At 42.9% G+C, this 13,312-nt stretch carries 14 protein-coding genes; 9 read left to right on the top strand and 5 right to left on the bottom strand.

Annotated elements, in window-relative coordinates; all coding sequences use genetic code 11:
* Nucleotides 1–7 precede the first annotated feature (7 nt).
* Nucleotides 8–694 (top strand): response regulator transcription factor, encoded by a 687-nt coding sequence (locus G511_RS0110210; protein ID WP_028469542.1) that lies wholly within the window; start codon nucleotides 8–10, stop codon nucleotides 692–694.
* 97 nt (nucleotides 695–791) lie between these two features.
* On the opposite strand, the gene G511_RS0110205 is transcribed toward G511_RS0110210, so the two are convergent.
* A complete protein-coding gene (locus G511_RS0110205; protein ID WP_028469541.1) occupies nucleotides 792–1,571 on the bottom strand; it encodes a Cif family virulence factor in 780 nt (259 codons plus the stop codon).
* Nucleotides 1,572–1,850: 279 nt separating this feature from the next.
* Between G511_RS0110205 and G511_RS24740 the strand changes: the two genes are divergently transcribed.
* From G511_RS24740 to G511_RS0110185, 5 genes are all read left to right on the top strand, one after another.
* The gene (locus G511_RS24740) at nucleotides 1,851–2,096 is read left to right on the top strand and encodes a beta-eliminating lyase-related protein (protein ID WP_281170417.1); all 246 of its coding nucleotides are present in this window, start codon (nucleotides 1,851–1,853) and stop codon (nucleotides 2,094–2,096) included.
* A 110-nt stretch (nucleotides 2,097–2,206) separates the two neighbouring features.
* On the top strand, nucleotides 2,207–2,719 hold the full coding sequence (locus G511_RS24735; protein ID WP_245573927.1) for a threonine aldolase family protein: 513 nt from the start codon (nucleotides 2,207–2,209) through the stop codon (nucleotides 2,717–2,719).
* A gap of 32 nt (nucleotides 2,720–2,751) precedes the next feature.
* Nucleotides 2,752–3,147, top strand: coding sequence for an AraC family ligand binding domain-containing protein (locus G511_RS22495; RefSeq protein ID WP_051221849.1), 396 nt, complete (start codon nucleotides 2,752–2,754; stop codon nucleotides 3,145–3,147).
* Between the two features lie 50 nt (nucleotides 3,148–3,197).
* The gene (locus tag G511_RS0110190) at nucleotides 3,198–3,917 is read left to right on the top strand and encodes a UTRA domain-containing protein (protein WP_028469540.1); all 720 of its coding nucleotides are present in this window, start codon (nucleotides 3,198–3,200) and stop codon (nucleotides 3,915–3,917) included.
* A gap of 247 nt (nucleotides 3,918–4,164) precedes the next feature.
* Nucleotides 4,165–5,067 (top strand): DMT family transporter, encoded by a 903-nt coding sequence (locus tag G511_RS0110185; RefSeq protein ID WP_245573921.1) that lies wholly within the window; start codon nucleotides 4,165–4,167, stop codon nucleotides 5,065–5,067.
* A 142-nt stretch (nucleotides 5,068–5,209) separates the two neighbouring features.
* On the opposite strand, the gene G511_RS0110180 is transcribed toward G511_RS0110185, so the two are convergent.
* Both G511_RS0110180 and G511_RS0110175 read right to left on the bottom strand, forming a co-directional pair.
* A complete protein-coding gene (locus G511_RS0110180; protein WP_084629069.1) occupies nucleotides 5,210–6,082 on the bottom strand; it encodes a phytanoyl-CoA dioxygenase family protein in 873 nt (290 codons plus the stop codon).
* 31 nt (nucleotides 6,083–6,113) lie between these two features.
* Nucleotides 6,114–6,662, bottom strand: a complete 549-nt coding sequence (locus tag G511_RS0110175) for an HD domain-containing protein (RefSeq protein ID WP_028469537.1) — start codon at nucleotides 6,660–6,662, stop codon at nucleotides 6,114–6,116.
* 466 nt (nucleotides 6,663–7,128) lie between these two features.
* Between G511_RS0110175 and G511_RS0110170 the strand changes: the two genes are divergently transcribed.
* The 3 genes from G511_RS0110170 to G511_RS0110160 all read left to right on the top strand — a co-directional run bounded on the left by G511_RS0110170 (nucleotide 7,129) and on the right by G511_RS0110160 (nucleotide 11,121).
* On the top strand, nucleotides 7,129–7,875 hold the full coding sequence (locus tag G511_RS0110170) for a transporter substrate-binding domain-containing protein (protein WP_156905192.1): 747 nt from the start codon (nucleotides 7,129–7,131) through the stop codon (nucleotides 7,873–7,875).
* A gap of 54 nt (nucleotides 7,876–7,929) precedes the next feature.
* Nucleotides 7,930–10,347 (top strand): putative bifunctional diguanylate cyclase/phosphodiesterase, encoded by a 2,418-nt coding sequence (locus G511_RS0110165; RefSeq protein ID WP_028469535.1) that lies wholly within the window; start codon nucleotides 7,930–7,932, stop codon nucleotides 10,345–10,347.
* A 114-nt stretch (nucleotides 10,348–10,461) separates the two neighbouring features.
* The gene (locus G511_RS0110160) at nucleotides 10,462–11,121 is read left to right on the top strand and encodes a glutathione S-transferase family protein (RefSeq protein ID WP_036551817.1); all 660 of its coding nucleotides are present in this window, start codon (nucleotides 10,462–10,464) and stop codon (nucleotides 11,119–11,121) included.
* A gap of 13 nt (nucleotides 11,122–11,134) precedes the next feature.
* On the opposite strand, the gene G511_RS0110155 is transcribed toward G511_RS0110160, so the two are convergent.
* Both G511_RS0110155 and G511_RS0110150 read right to left on the bottom strand, forming a co-directional pair.
* Nucleotides 11,135–11,488: a YkgJ family cysteine cluster protein gene (locus tag G511_RS0110155; protein WP_028469533.1), complete on the bottom strand. Its 354-nt coding sequence runs from the start codon at nucleotides 11,486–11,488 to the stop codon at nucleotides 11,135–11,137.
* 30 nt (nucleotides 11,489–11,518) lie between these two features.
* Nucleotides 11,519–13,267 (bottom strand): ABC transporter transmembrane domain-containing protein, encoded by a 1,749-nt coding sequence (locus G511_RS0110150; RefSeq protein ID WP_281170416.1) that lies wholly within the window; start codon nucleotides 13,265–13,267, stop codon nucleotides 11,519–11,521.
* Nucleotides 13,268–13,312 lie beyond the last annotated feature (45 nt).

The raw sequence follows: 13,312 nt of genomic DNA, 5'->3' as shown, positions 1-13,312 counted from the left end.
AAGCGTTATGAAGCTGTTGATTGCAGAAGATGATTTACATATCCGCCAAGGGCTGGAGACGTTATTAGAGTCTGAAGGCTATGAGTGTATAGCAGCAGCGGATGGTGATCAGGCATGGCAGTTGTACCTGCAACATGAGCCTGATCTGGTGCTATTAGATATCATGATGCCCAAACAAGACGGCTATGCGGTTTGCCGGCGTATTCGCCAGCACAATGAACAACTGCCGGTGATTTTTATTACTGCAAAATCAGAAGAGATCGATCAAGTTTTAGGGCTTGAATTAGGGGCTGATGATTACATTAAAAAGCCTTTCGGAAGTCGCGAAGTTATCGCTAGGATTCGGGCGGTAGCAAGAAGAGCTTTGCGACCTGTTGCGGGTACAGTAGACAGCGACAATTTTGTTATGGATGATCTTCAGATCAGGCCATCAGAACTACGTGCACTGCGCGATGAGCAGGTAATTGAGTTAAGTCTGAGAGATTTGAAAATACTACGTTTGCTCTTTGAGCAGCGCGGCAAAGTGGTGGATCGCGATGCATTGTTTAATCATTGTTGGGGGCGGGATTACTTTGCCAACAGCAGGACACTCGATCAGCATATCTCTAAATTGCGTAAGGCAATTGAGCTAAATGCTAAAGAGCCGCGAATCATTAGTACTGTGCATGGCATAGGCTATCGATTTGATAATTAAGTTTGTATTTTCGCCAGTTATCTTCCAAACGTTTCTTGTCGCAGGAAGATAACCGGTACAGAAGGTGGCTATCAGTAATTATTGATAGCTTACAGAGCTACTTGTTTTCAAGAGCTGAGAAGAACTGAACTTCGATATTCCAATTATCCTGCTGTTTTTTCAGCGCACTAAACGTCACATAGTCTTGCCCATCATGGTTTATGCGAGCCACTAGCAAGCCATTATCTTCATTGATAATACTAGTAATGTTTTGGTAGTCATTCTTAGTCATTAATTCTACTAGTGCGGTGTTCAAAGTGGTATTTTGTGTTACTACACCTAGTTGTGTCGTTTGAGCTGCATCGGCGTTGATGGCTGTAAAAGTGTATTTTTTGCTACTCGCTGGTTTAGCAAAGTCGGCCACATTGGACATGCCGCCTGCTGCCATATCAATTTTGCGTTTCCAGCCTACAGGCGTTTTGTTCAAAACCTCGATAGCCAAACCAGAGAATTCGCCACCTTTGTGACTGACGTTCCAGTTTTTTAGCAGCAGTGCAGTATTTTGTTTTTCTTCAAAGCCAAGCGGAATCACGTTTACCTTGAAGTCTTCAAGATTGAAAGGGCCGTTTTGAAACATCTTGCCAATAGCGTCAGCGCCTTTAAGATTGGCTTCTGGTTTATACGGGAAGCTTGCGACGATAGAAGAATCATCATAGTAGCTTGTAACTAGGTCTATGTTTTTTGCGCTAAAGGCAGGAGCCCATTGCGTATTGAATGCTTCTAACTGAGGAGACACGGCTGCAGCGGTATACCCTGCACTTAAACCACAAAAGGTAAGCACTGTGGCTTTGGCCAGTTTTGAAAAGGTGTTAGATGTTTTCTTTGATAAATTATTCACTAAATTTCCATTGTTATGAGTGATTAAACAGCTGATGAAACAGTTATATTTCATAGTGTTACTTGGGTATAGATTAAATTGATTGATTGCTATTGATTTAGTTCCTGAAAAACTATTAGGAGCCAGCTTAGTCATTCAAAGTCGCATCAATTACTCTCAGAGTGGGTTTAGTATTTTGCATGTGATTCTCTGCAATATTTTACAATCCTGATTATTATTTAGTGTAGATACTAGTGTTTAAACAAAAGTGGATCCCAATAACATTCAGGAGTTCTAAGCGTGAAAGTATGTAATCAGATAACTGAAATGCTACCGGGGCTTAGAGGTGGTTTTACAAGTGATAATATCGCTGGAGCCTCATCAGAAGTGCTTGAAGCGATCGTTGCTTGTAGTGCGGGTGCAGCGCAGCCGTATGGTGCTGATAAACATACTATTAGTGTAGAGATGCGCTTGGCTGACATTTTTGAGTGCGATTTAAGAGTTTCTCTTGTACCCACTGGCTCTGCGGCCAGTGCCTTAGCTTAGCGGCACTTAACCCTCCTTGAGGCTCTATACTTTGTCATGCTGATAGCCATATTAATAATGATGAATGTGGCGCACCGGAGTTTTATAGCGGTGGCGCTAAGTTAGTCGAAGTGCCTGGTGAAAAGGCAAAACTGGATGTACAAGCGCTGCGAATTGCGGCGCAGCGTAAAGTGGGAGATGTGCACTCTTTGGGCGCCACTAAGAATGGTGTATTGGCAGCGGAAGCGATTGTGTTATTTGATCAAAGCTGTGTTGACGAACTCGCATTTCGGCGTAAGCGTGGTGGCCATCTGTTTTCCAAAATGCGCATCCTTTCGGCTCAGATAGAAGCTTATTTAGAAAATGATTTGTGGCTTAAAAATGCACGCCATGCCAATGCAATGGCTACAAGGCTCGAACAGGGACTATCAACTATTATCGGGGTTGAGCTGATTGGGGCTAATGAAGCCAACATTATTTTTTGCCGTCTTCCTGAACATGTTATAGAGGGGTTGTTGGCGCAGGGTTTTAGTTTCTATCATGACCGTTGGGGAGCTGGCGTGGTAAGGTTAGTAACATCATATGCCACCTCTAAACAGGAAGTTGATGCATTTATTCAATCGTCACGACAGCTTTGTCGGTGAATTATTAGTGGATAAAAATATCTGGAGAGGCTATGAAAGATAGTATTCAATATCACCGAGTAGCAGATAACGCTGACCTGATTCTGAGTGAGGGGTTTTATTCGGAGTTTGAATTCCGGCCTCATTATCATTTGGACTATCACATAGGGCTAGTGGTCGATGGCGTTCAAAAACAACGCTTTAAAGGCCAAACAGTTTTGTTAGGGCCTGGCCGAGTCTCCGTTATGCCTCTAGGTGAAATTCATGATGGTTTAGGTCATGAACAACGTAAATATTGCATGCGTACATTTCGTATAGCGCCTTCTCTATTGAATGAGTACTTTGATGAACTGGCTGGGACAGAAACAGACCCATTTTATCCGAACTTTTCGTACATGGTACGGAATAAACCCTTCGAAATATTAATGTATACACTTCTCATTGCTTAGGTGAGCAGGTAGGATTCTGAATTCAAATCTGTTAGCTAGGAACTGAGCCAATGCTACGTAATGATATACCTGTTTATGTGCAGGTCCGAGATCAGCTTTGGCAATGGATTCAGGAGCAACAGCTGGATAGCCAAGCGCGTTTACCCGCTGAGCGCGAGTTGGCGTCACGCTTTAATACGACTCGGGTAACTGTTCGTCAGGCTTTGGGGCAGTTAGAAGCAGAAGGTATTATTTTTCGCTCTAACAGGCGCGGCTGGTATATAACACCACAGCGTCTTATCTATGACCCAAGCTTAGATATAGGCTTTTATAATACAGTCACTGAACAAGGATTTACTCCCTCAACAGAAACCCTTAGTAAACGTCTTATAGAAGCGCCGAGTTGGTTAGCTGATATTAGTGGTATGGCAGAAGGTGCTCCTATCTATCATATTTTACGCCGCCGCTCTGTTGATCTTCGCTGTGTTGTCGTTGAACATAATTACATCAATCCGCGAGGGTGCCCTGGGCTACTCGATCAAGATACCGACCTTTCTATTTGGCTGTTGTTACGTGAGCAATATGATCTTGTTCCTGGGAAGCGAAACATCGAAATATTTCCTCAGGCTTTAACAGGCGTGGAGGCTGAAGCTCTGGGCGTTAACTCGGGTAGTGCGGGTCTTTATATGCAGCGTTTAACCTTAGATAAGAGCGGTGCGTTTCTTGAGTATGATCGGGAGTACTGGATACATGATGCGCTAAAAGTTGCTGTTCAAGTGAATAATAACTGACGATATTTGGCGCTCTATTCTGAGCGTTCAGTTTCAAACCTGAAGATAGCTATCATCCATGTATGCTTTTCTGCTGTGTAACGTTTTATTCAACTCATACGCGAGCCAATTCTATTAACCTTTCCCCGTGGAATGGAGCATTATTTTTGCTGATATTTATATTGGTATATACCAGTAAATAGCCTTTCTTTATACTGTATTACTTTTCTATGAATGAATGACGCCTGATTTTTAGGTGCATTGTCTTGTGGATGCTCACGTAATTATGACAACAACAGCGTTTGTTCTGATTATGATTTCAGCAGTACTACATATTAGCTGGAACGTAATAGGTAAAAAGAGCTCTCAATCAGTTCTTTTTTATGCTTGGACAACGGCTTGTGGAGGACTAATATTCAGCCCTTTACTGCTGCTCAGTGAAAACTTACTCGTAACATTACCTGAACGCTTCTGGGGGATTTTGTTTGCTTCGGGGCTATGCCAAACATTTTATATGATCGGTTTAGCAAGAGCTTACCGTACTGGTAATCTAAGCCTCGTATATCCTCTTGCGCGTGCACTGCCTGTGTTTCTTGTACCTATATTAGTTTTCTTTATATATAAGGAAAGTCAGCTAGAAATTGATGATTTGGTCGGTATGGTACTGATTGTTTTGGGGGCTGTATTGGTACCGTTACAACATTGGAGAAGCATAAAAATACACGACTACTTTAATGTATCAATGGGCTGGGTGTTGGTGGCAGCGCTATCAACAGCGGGTTATTCCATATTAGATAGCATGGCTATCAATTTGATGCTTGATAGCGGATTTAGTCCAATTCAGGCAGGAAGTAGCTTTGTTGTATTGCAGTCTGCTGTTTCGTTATGCTGGATGTTATTTTTCATTTTATTTGTTTTACGTGAGCCGTTGTTGGGTTTACCCGATAAACGCTGGGCCTTGCTTGCCGGGATTTTTGTTATCACTACCTACATGCTGGTGTTGGTGAGTATGTCGCTGGTGGCTGAGGTGAGTTATGTAGTGGCGCTACGCCAAGTGAGTATTCCACTTGGCGTGATTATTGGCATGCTGTGGCTCAAGGAGCCGTTTTCTTTACCACGTATTCAAGGCGTTGTAGTTATGCTAGTGGGGCTGATGTTGGTTGCTCTTTAACAACCACTTTAGATAAATAACCGCTAAACCAATAAAAAGATTAGCGGCTAAAGGTGTTTTTATTGCTGGTAAGGAGAAATAAGGTAAATCGAGGGAAGCAGGGCCTCCCTAAAATTAATTTCAGCACTGTCGAATATCGTATTTATAATTCCCGTTTGCTATGAGCGGTAGGGGTAGCAACGTGAAATTTAGGGTTATCAAACTCCCGGTGCTTCATATCGTAATAGGCTTCATAGAAGTCTCCATCATTAAGTGGATTAAAGGTGAAAAACATCGCTCTGCGAGTGAGTTGTGACTCATTCTTTTTAGAGTAGTGAGGCACGTATGAATCAAATAAAACCACATCACCGGCTTTCGCAGTGATAGGTGTCCAATTCATCTGGTCACAAATTTCTTGCCGGATGTTGCCGTGAGTTGTTCCACCTTCATAGCTTTGTAATATGGGTAAGTCGCCGACTGGTGTAGGTACTCTGCGAGTTTCTAAGTCAGCCAGATCCTGTTGATAATTTTTTGGAAAATACAAGCAGCCATTTTCTAATGTTGCATCATCTAAGAAGATCGCCGCAGTTACATGATAGGCAGGCTTAAATTGATCGTAGGCAATAATATCTTGGTGTGGCTCAAACGCACCGCCTCCAGGATTTTTAGCGTTACATTTATCTTTGAATAACACAAAATCAGTATCTGTTAACTGGCGAATCATCTGCTGCAGTTTAGGTACGATTAATGTCTTTATCTGCTGGCTATAACCATTAAGATATTCGTACCGGCAGACTTTCTCTTCATTATCAAACTCTGGGACGGCAATGAGTTCAGAGAGATTTTCTCGATAGAAATCACTTAGGTTTTGGTTATTACTCTTTACTGTTGTTAACAGCTCTTGAGAACGTGTGTTTAGTGCTTGGCTGACTTGCTCTAGAGTAGCTGTATCAGCATCACTCAAGGCTTGTGGAAGAACAATATAACCCTGCTGAATAAAGCTACTTTTTAGCTCATCAATATAACTGTTTTTCATAATAATCGTTATCCTGGTTAGCGTTTATAGATTACACGGCACTAGAACTGTTAATGAAAGAAGCTGTGAGGTGAGGTAGGTAATGATCAAATGGCTGTTGGCTTAGCTCCTGGACTTTACCTTCATCGTCCCAGCGGCGTAGTTTTATAGCCTGTTTTGCATAGGTTTCTGCAATGAATTTATGCTGTTCAATATCGCTCATCAGACCTCCTTGGTGACTAAATGAATCCAAGGATGCAGCGGATAAACCTTCTAGGTAGCCAGGCTCAACACTGCATAAATAGCGTTTAGCTTGTGCGTGAAGGCGAATGGGTTCAGTAACGCTTGGACCAAAGTGCTGACTAAGAAAGTCAGCACCCACTGAGTCATGTTTATAGTTGCCGTAAGCTATATCAGTGGTTGCGATCAAGTGGCCGATATCATGCAGCAATGCAGCACTAATTAATTCATCTGACTCATTCGCCAGAATCGCTAATTCGGCGCACTGCACCGCATGCTCTGTTTGGGTTATATCCTCGCCGTAGGAGTTATTGCCTTGTGCAACAAAAAGCTCGCTGATCTGATGAATAAAAGTATGCATGCTCTAGTTCTCATTAAATAATCTATATTGGTATATACCAGATAATAATGCGAGATTATTGTTTCATTTTTATTAAGAAAACAAGTCACTTTTAGCATTGCTGTGGCCCTAGTGTGAAAAGACCATCAGGAGCCCAGAGTTTGAAAAAGCCCTTTTAGGGCGAGCATTCACAGCTGCATATTATGTACAGTTCATCACCTTTTTAGAGTGTTTATGCCGTATATAGGTATCTTTTTAAGATTTTGGTAAAGTTTTGTGCAGTGACTGTCGTTAGTATATTAAAGGCATACTAACTGTACTAGTATTACTCTGCGGTTGAAATTGATCGTAAAATAACCAAATAGCAGTTGATCTGTATGTAAGAAGTATAGAGTGGTATCTCAGTAGCAATCATTACTGTCGGTTGGTTACAGGTGTACTGCTAAAGCGTTCAGAAGCTGTCGACACTTTATTTGAAGGATCAGAAATGTTTTTACTTACACCAAGATGTTCTCTTTTAGCTGTTCTGGTGTTATGGGCTTTACCTACCTTTGCTGAAACAAAGCCCGTTGAGCTATTTGCCATTGATTATCCGCCTTATACCATCGTAAATGAACAGGCGCAGGTTAGCGGTATTGATGTTGATGTTATCATCGCCGCTTTTGCTAGTGTCGATGTAGAGGTTGTGTTCAGTACAGCTCCTTGGAAAAGAATTAGGAAGAACCTAGAGCATGGTTATATTGCAGGTTACACCAGTTGTGCGCGAAGGCCTGAGCGCGAATCCTATATTTTATTTAGTGATAAGGTCAGTGAAGCAAATCAAGTTGCGGTAATGTCGGTAGAGGTAGATGGCAGTAAATTATATAACTTGATGGATTTACAGAAGTATAAAGTCACTGCAATTGACAGCTGGTCTGTTCAGAAAGAGCTAGCAAAAAAAGGCATCGAGCATCTAAAGGCTCCCGATATGGATAGTGGTATCCGCTCTGTGGTGTTTCGTGATATCGACATACTTTATAACGGTGAGTTAACCACTCTCTATAGAGCTCAACAGCTAAATCTGCAAGATAAGATAAAGATAAAACGATTTGCCGATAAGCAAAGTTCTGCGTTCTACCTTTGTTTGAGTAAGCAATATCCAGGTAACGCTGAGTTACTCAAAAAATTTAATACTGGTCTAAAACGTATTAAAGCATCAGGTGAATTTGATGTGATTTATGGCAAGTACTTATAAAGAGTTTCTATCGAACTCTTGTTGGATTGAGACAAGCCTGAAAGGACACTAGTGATGGCTTTTAAATTTAGAAACCGAATCGCGTTTAAGCAAGCTCGTTCGGTTTTACTTATTTCGTTGTTATTGGGGCTAATTTCAACCTGTTGGCAAATTTATTTTGATTTAAAATTGGAACAGGAGAGCTTACAAGGCAGGATTGAGCGAATAATAGTCCTGCATAGAGAAAATGCGACTCGTGTTGTTTACAACTTGGATGCAGAACAAGCAAGTGACATTACCAAAACACTAATAACCGACCCAATGATCTATCGTGCTAGCCTTATTGACGATTTTGGCGATGTGCTTAGCGAACATACCCGAGAACCTGCAGAGCCAACCACTTTAGCAGCGATTAGCAGCTACTTTTTTCGAGTACAAACTCATATTAGCACTCCACTAACGGTAGGAGTGCAAAAAGGCGATCCTGCGCAACTAGTGATTGATCTTGATGCCACCTTCATTGCTGATAACTTTGCGCATCGGGCAGCGGTTAGTCTGGGCTTGGGGGTCATTCACGATGTTATATTGGCTTGTTTTTTTCTGCTTCTGATTTATCGTTATCTATCTCAGCCTATATTGAGCATAGCTAAGTGGGTTAATCAACTCCGCAACAGTAATGATTATACGAGTCTACCCTATAGTGAAGCGGATGAGATCGGCGATCTGGTTTCTAGCTTCGATAAGCTATGGCAGGAACGAAAGCAAGTAGCTGACCAGCTGCATAGCACTATCCAAGATCTATCAAAAAGTGAGCATTTCTCTCGATCACTCATGGAAAATGCCGGGGATGCGATGTTTCTCTGTCTTCCTGATACGACGATTGTACAAACTAATAATCAGGCGATTGAAACCCTTGGTGTGGCACGCAATATTCTAGAAGGGAAAAAGCTAGCTGATTTCAGTCAAGATTACTCACAGGACCAGCTGCAAAGCTTATTCGATAGTATTGATGCTAAACAAGCCCGAACATTTGAGGATGTTCAGGTTGGTAAGAAACATCGGTTCCCAATTGAGGCTCGTGGCATAAAGTTAACGCTTCAAGATACGAGTTATATTCTGATACTTGCCCGAGATATTACGATACGTAAAGAAGCGGAGCGGCAAATTTATGACTTAGCATTTTTTGATACTCTTACCGGCCTTGCTAACAGACGTTTCTTTTTGGATCGTTTAACGTCTTCTGTTGAGCTTCATCAGGCCAATGAAAATTACGGTGCAGTACTGTATTTGGATTTAGATCGATTTAAAACAATCAATGATTCTCTAGGCCACGGTATTGGAGATAAGTTGCTATGTGAGGTCTCTCAACGTTTAGTAGACATACTACCAAGCGAGAGTACATGTGCTCGTTTTGGTGGTGATGAGTTTGTTGTGTTGTTACCAGGAACTAGTGACTCGTCAGAAGCCTGTGCTGAGATGGTAGCAAGCATTGCACTCAAAGTACTCGATCACATGGCAATTCCGTTTGAGATTTATAACCATCTTCTCTATGGCACGACTAGTATCGGAATAGCAGTATTTCCTGATAATACCAATGGCGCACTAGATATCCTGCGTCATGCTGATACCGCTCTTTATCGAGCCAAGGCTCTAGGACGAAACGGTTTTCAGTTCTACGATCCAGAGATGCAATCTTCTGCTCAGGAAAGACTGGAGATTGAAAAAGGCTTACACCAAGCGATTGAAAATAATGAGTTCGAGCTATGGTTCCAGCCTCAAGTTGGCGTAGGAGAGCAGGTCATTGGAGCAGAAGCCTTGTTGCGCTGGCGCCATCCTGACAAAGGCATGATCTTTCCCGGTGACTTTATTGCTATTGCAGAAGACAGTGGTCAGATAATTGAGATAGGTAACTGGGTGCTTGTTCAGGGTATTCAGCAACTTTCATGCTGGGTTGAACAAGGGCTGCCCGAATCATTTAGACGTATGGCAATTAATATCAGTCCATTACAGTTTATGCAGGTTGATTTTGTTGATCGAGTATTCGATCTCATGGAAACGGCTCAACTCCCCGGCCATATGTTAGAGCTGGAGATTACTGAGAACATGCTGCTCAATAATTTTGAAATTGCTAGCAGCAAAATGAAGTTACTTAAGCAGAGAGGAATCTCGTTTGCGATTGACGATTTTGGAACAGGTTACTCGTCGCTTAAATATTTGCGAAATTTACCACTGGATATCCTAAAAATCGACCGCTCGTTTGTGACTAATCTACGCCCCTCATCAGAAGACGCCGCCATCGTTCAAGTTATCATTGCGACGGCTGATCGATTGGATTTAGTCGTCATTGCTGAGGGGGTAGAAACCTACGAACAAAGAAACACCCTACTAGAGCTTGGTTGTCACGTCTTCCAAGGATACCTATATTCTAAGCCTGTTCCTGCAGCCGATTTATATAGCCTTCTCCAGCAAGAAATTAAAACGGTTGAATGTTAGTCACCTCCTGATGTATTTCTCCTACCAGACTTATTTAGGTTGAAAGCGGGTATGCTAGCTTCCTATGTTATTTAAGGTAGTTAACTTCTTTGCGTTTATAAAAAGGATAATAAAATGGGGCTGAAGCTTTTCCATTGCCATGAAGCGCGTTCGATGCGTTCTCTATGGTTAATCAACGAACTCAAGCTCGATGTTGACGTTGTACTGTTTTCATTTGGCCGCGCTTTGCGCAGCGATGATTATTTAAGCCGCCATCCGCTTGGCCGCGTGCCTTGTCTGGAAGATGGCGAACTAACATTATTTGAGAGTGGGGCTATTGCTGAGTACCTTTGCGAAACCTACGACGATGGTGTGTTATGGCGTGCGCCAGGACATAAGGAACGTCCTGAGTGGCTTCAATGGATCCACTATGCCGAAACAATGACGGTGCATGCGGCGAGCTTAACCCAGCAGGCGATTGCTATCAGCGATCCGGCCTTACGATCCCCTACAGTGCAAAAGCTAGAAACCAGGCGATTAGAAAAGGCTATTGAAGTTTTGGAAAGTCAGCTTCAAGATCGTGATTATTTGTTAGCTAGTGGGTTTTCGGCAGTAGATGTTGGTGTTGGCTACAGCTTACATGTAGGGCGTTTATTTACTGATATCGAAGCCTTTCCTAACGTAGCGGCTTATTATCAGCGATTATCAAGCAGGGAGGCGTTTAAGCAATCCCTTCCTGCAATGGATGCTGAGCATAAAATTTACACTCAGGAAAACTACTGGCTTACAGAGTGATTGCGTTATCGCGCTATAGCAGCACCTGGCGCGTTTCTTTGTGGAACTTCAGTACTTGGCGCTCTATTTTCGGATCAGTCATCTGAGCTGGAGCGCAAGAGTTTGGGCATGGCAAGCTAGGTGTTGTGCCAAATAGTCTGCAAATCAAAGGGCGCTCATCGTAAACTTCACAGCCATTTTCACCCAAATAAGGGCAATTGAACTCAGCTAGAGCTTCATCATGTTCGACGTCGCTTTTCATCGGTAATCGGGAGACTTCTTCAGACGATGCTGTCACGGGGCCGCAGCAATCATGGCATCCCGGTTTGCAGGCAAATGATGGAATGGCTTCACGAAAAATCTTAATTTTTTGGCTATTATCTAGCATTTTTAATCCTGCGGTTATTCAAGATATATTTTATAGCTCTTTAAACTGTCGTGCTGCTAATTTTGAATAAAGTTTTGATTGCACTAATAAGTCGGCGTGCTTCCCTTGCGCAACAACCTGCCCATCATCCATTACTGCAATGTTATCGGCATGGATAATAGTGGATAAGCGGTGGGCAATAATCACGGTAGTACGTCCTTGCATTAAGTTGTTTAACGCCATTTGGATAGCGCCTTCGCTTTCAGAGTCGAGTGCGCTGGTGGCCTCATCAAGCAGTAAAACCCTTGGGTTGTTTAAAATCGCACGGGCAATTGTGATGCGTTGTTTTTGCCCTCCGGATAAACGTACGCCTTTTTCGCCTAAGTCACTATAGTATTTGTTGGGTAGTTGCTCGATAAAATCGTGAATATGAGCGGCTTTGGCAGCGGCGATAACGTCTTCTTCAGAGGCATTTTGTTTGCCGTAGCGGATGTTTTCCAGCACATTGCTGGTAAACAGCGCTGGCTGTTGTGCAACTACTGCCATCTGTTGGCGTAATTGATGTGGGTCGAGTTGGCGAAGGTCGGTTGTATCGAAACAGATCTGGCCAAGGCTAGGGTCGTAAAAGCGCAATAGTAATTCGAATACCGTTGATTTACCTGCACCTGATGGCCCGACTAACGCGGTGACTTTCCCTTCAGGGATCGTTAGGTTGAAGTTGGATAAGGCCGGTTTTTCTGGGCGTGACGGGTAGTTAAAGGTGACGTTTTGTAAGTCTAGGCTGGCTTTTAAGTGGTATGCATCTCGCGGGTTTTCCGGAGCGATTATTTCATTTTTTGCATGCAGTAATTCCATTAATCGCTCGGTAGCGCCGACAGCTCTTTGTAGCTCCCCGTAAACTTCGGATAATGTGCCTGTACCCATGGCAACAATGAGTGCATAAAAAACAAATGCGCCTAACTCTCCGCCAGTCATTACGCCAGAAATAACATCGTATCCGCCCACCCATAGCATGCCGGATAATGCACCGAACACTAATAGTATGACGGTTGCCATTAACAGTGCGCGTTGGCTAATGCGGTGCTTAGCAATATTAAAAGCGTTGTCTACTTCTTTAGCAAAACTTGTACTTTCGTAACTTTCTTGGTTGTAACTTTGTACGGTTTTTATCTGTTGAATGGCTTCGCCAGCATAAGTGCCCACGTCAGCGATTGAATCTTGGCTCTTTCTGGCAAGTTGCCTAACACGGCGTCCAAATAAAAGTATAGGCAATAATATAAGGGGAACACCGGCTACGATAATCAGGCTAAGTTTTACATTGGTAATAAAGAGCATCACTAAAGCGCCGCTGGTGGTGACGATACTGCGCAGTGCCATTGAAAAAGAGCTACCAATGATGGACTGAAGCAGTGTGGTGTCGGTAGTAAGCCGTGACATGATCTCGCCACTGCGGTTTTTTTCAAAGTAACTCGTATGTAAATTGATGATGTTATCAAACACTGCTTGGCGGATATCAGCGGTTACGCGCTCGCCTAACCATGAGACAAGATAAAAGCGAATAAAGGTGCCGAATGCCATTAGTATCGACATACCGATTAAAATAAAAATCGAATGGTTTAATTGCTCTATTGAGCCTGCAATAAAGCCGTTATCGATAACAAGCTTCACTCCCTGACCAATCGCCAGTGTCACACCAGCCGTACACAAGAGAGCGATAACGGCGCCTATCCAGTACTTGCGGTAGGGGCGCATGAATTGAATCAGCTGTACGAGAGTGGAGAACTTTTTAACAGGGTTCAATGGTATTCCTTATGGCAAACAGATGGCTATGTGGTTATTTTAATG

It is taken from the genome of Neptunomonas japonica DSM 18939, from assembly GCF_000422765.1.
Classification (GTDB): Bacteria; Pseudomonadota; Gammaproteobacteria; order Pseudomonadales; family Balneatricaceae; genus Neptunomonas; species Neptunomonas japonica.
Note: the sequence above shows the minus strand (reverse complement) of the source record. Positions and strands in the feature narration are given on the sequence as shown.

Coding starts and splice junctions, on each gene's coding strand:
- G511_RS0110180 (WP_084629069.1), bottom strand. CDS start 6,082: ATGAAAAACAGTTATATTGATGAGCTAAAAAGTAGCTTTATTCAGCAG.
- G511_RS0110190 (WP_028469540.1), top strand. CDS start 3,198: ATGCTACGTAATGATATACCTGTTTATGTGCAGGTCCGAGATCAGCTT.
- G511_RS0110210 (WP_028469542.1), top strand. CDS start 8: ATGAAGCTGTTGATTGCAGAAGATGATTTACATATCCGCCAAGGGCTG.
- G511_RS0110155 (WP_028469533.1), bottom strand. CDS start 11,488: ATGCTAGATAATAGCCAAAAAATTAAGATTTTTCGTGAAGCCATTCCA.
- G511_RS0110175 (WP_028469537.1), bottom strand. CDS start 6,662: ATGCATACTTTTATTCATCAGATCAGCGAGCTTTTTGTTGCACAAGGC.
- G511_RS0110170 (WP_156905192.1), top strand. CDS start 7,129: ATGTTTTTACTTACACCAAGATGTTCTCTTTTAGCTGTTCTGGTGTTA.
- G511_RS22495 (WP_051221849.1), top strand. CDS start 2,752: ATGAAAGATAGTATTCAATATCACCGAGTAGCAGATAACGCTGACCTG.
- G511_RS0110160 (WP_036551817.1), top strand. CDS start 10,462: ATGGGGCTGAAGCTTTTCCATTGCCATGAAGCGCGTTCGATGCGTTCT.
- G511_RS0110165 (WP_028469535.1), top strand. CDS start 7,930: ATGGCTTTTAAATTTAGAAACCGAATCGCGTTTAAGCAAGCTCGTTCG.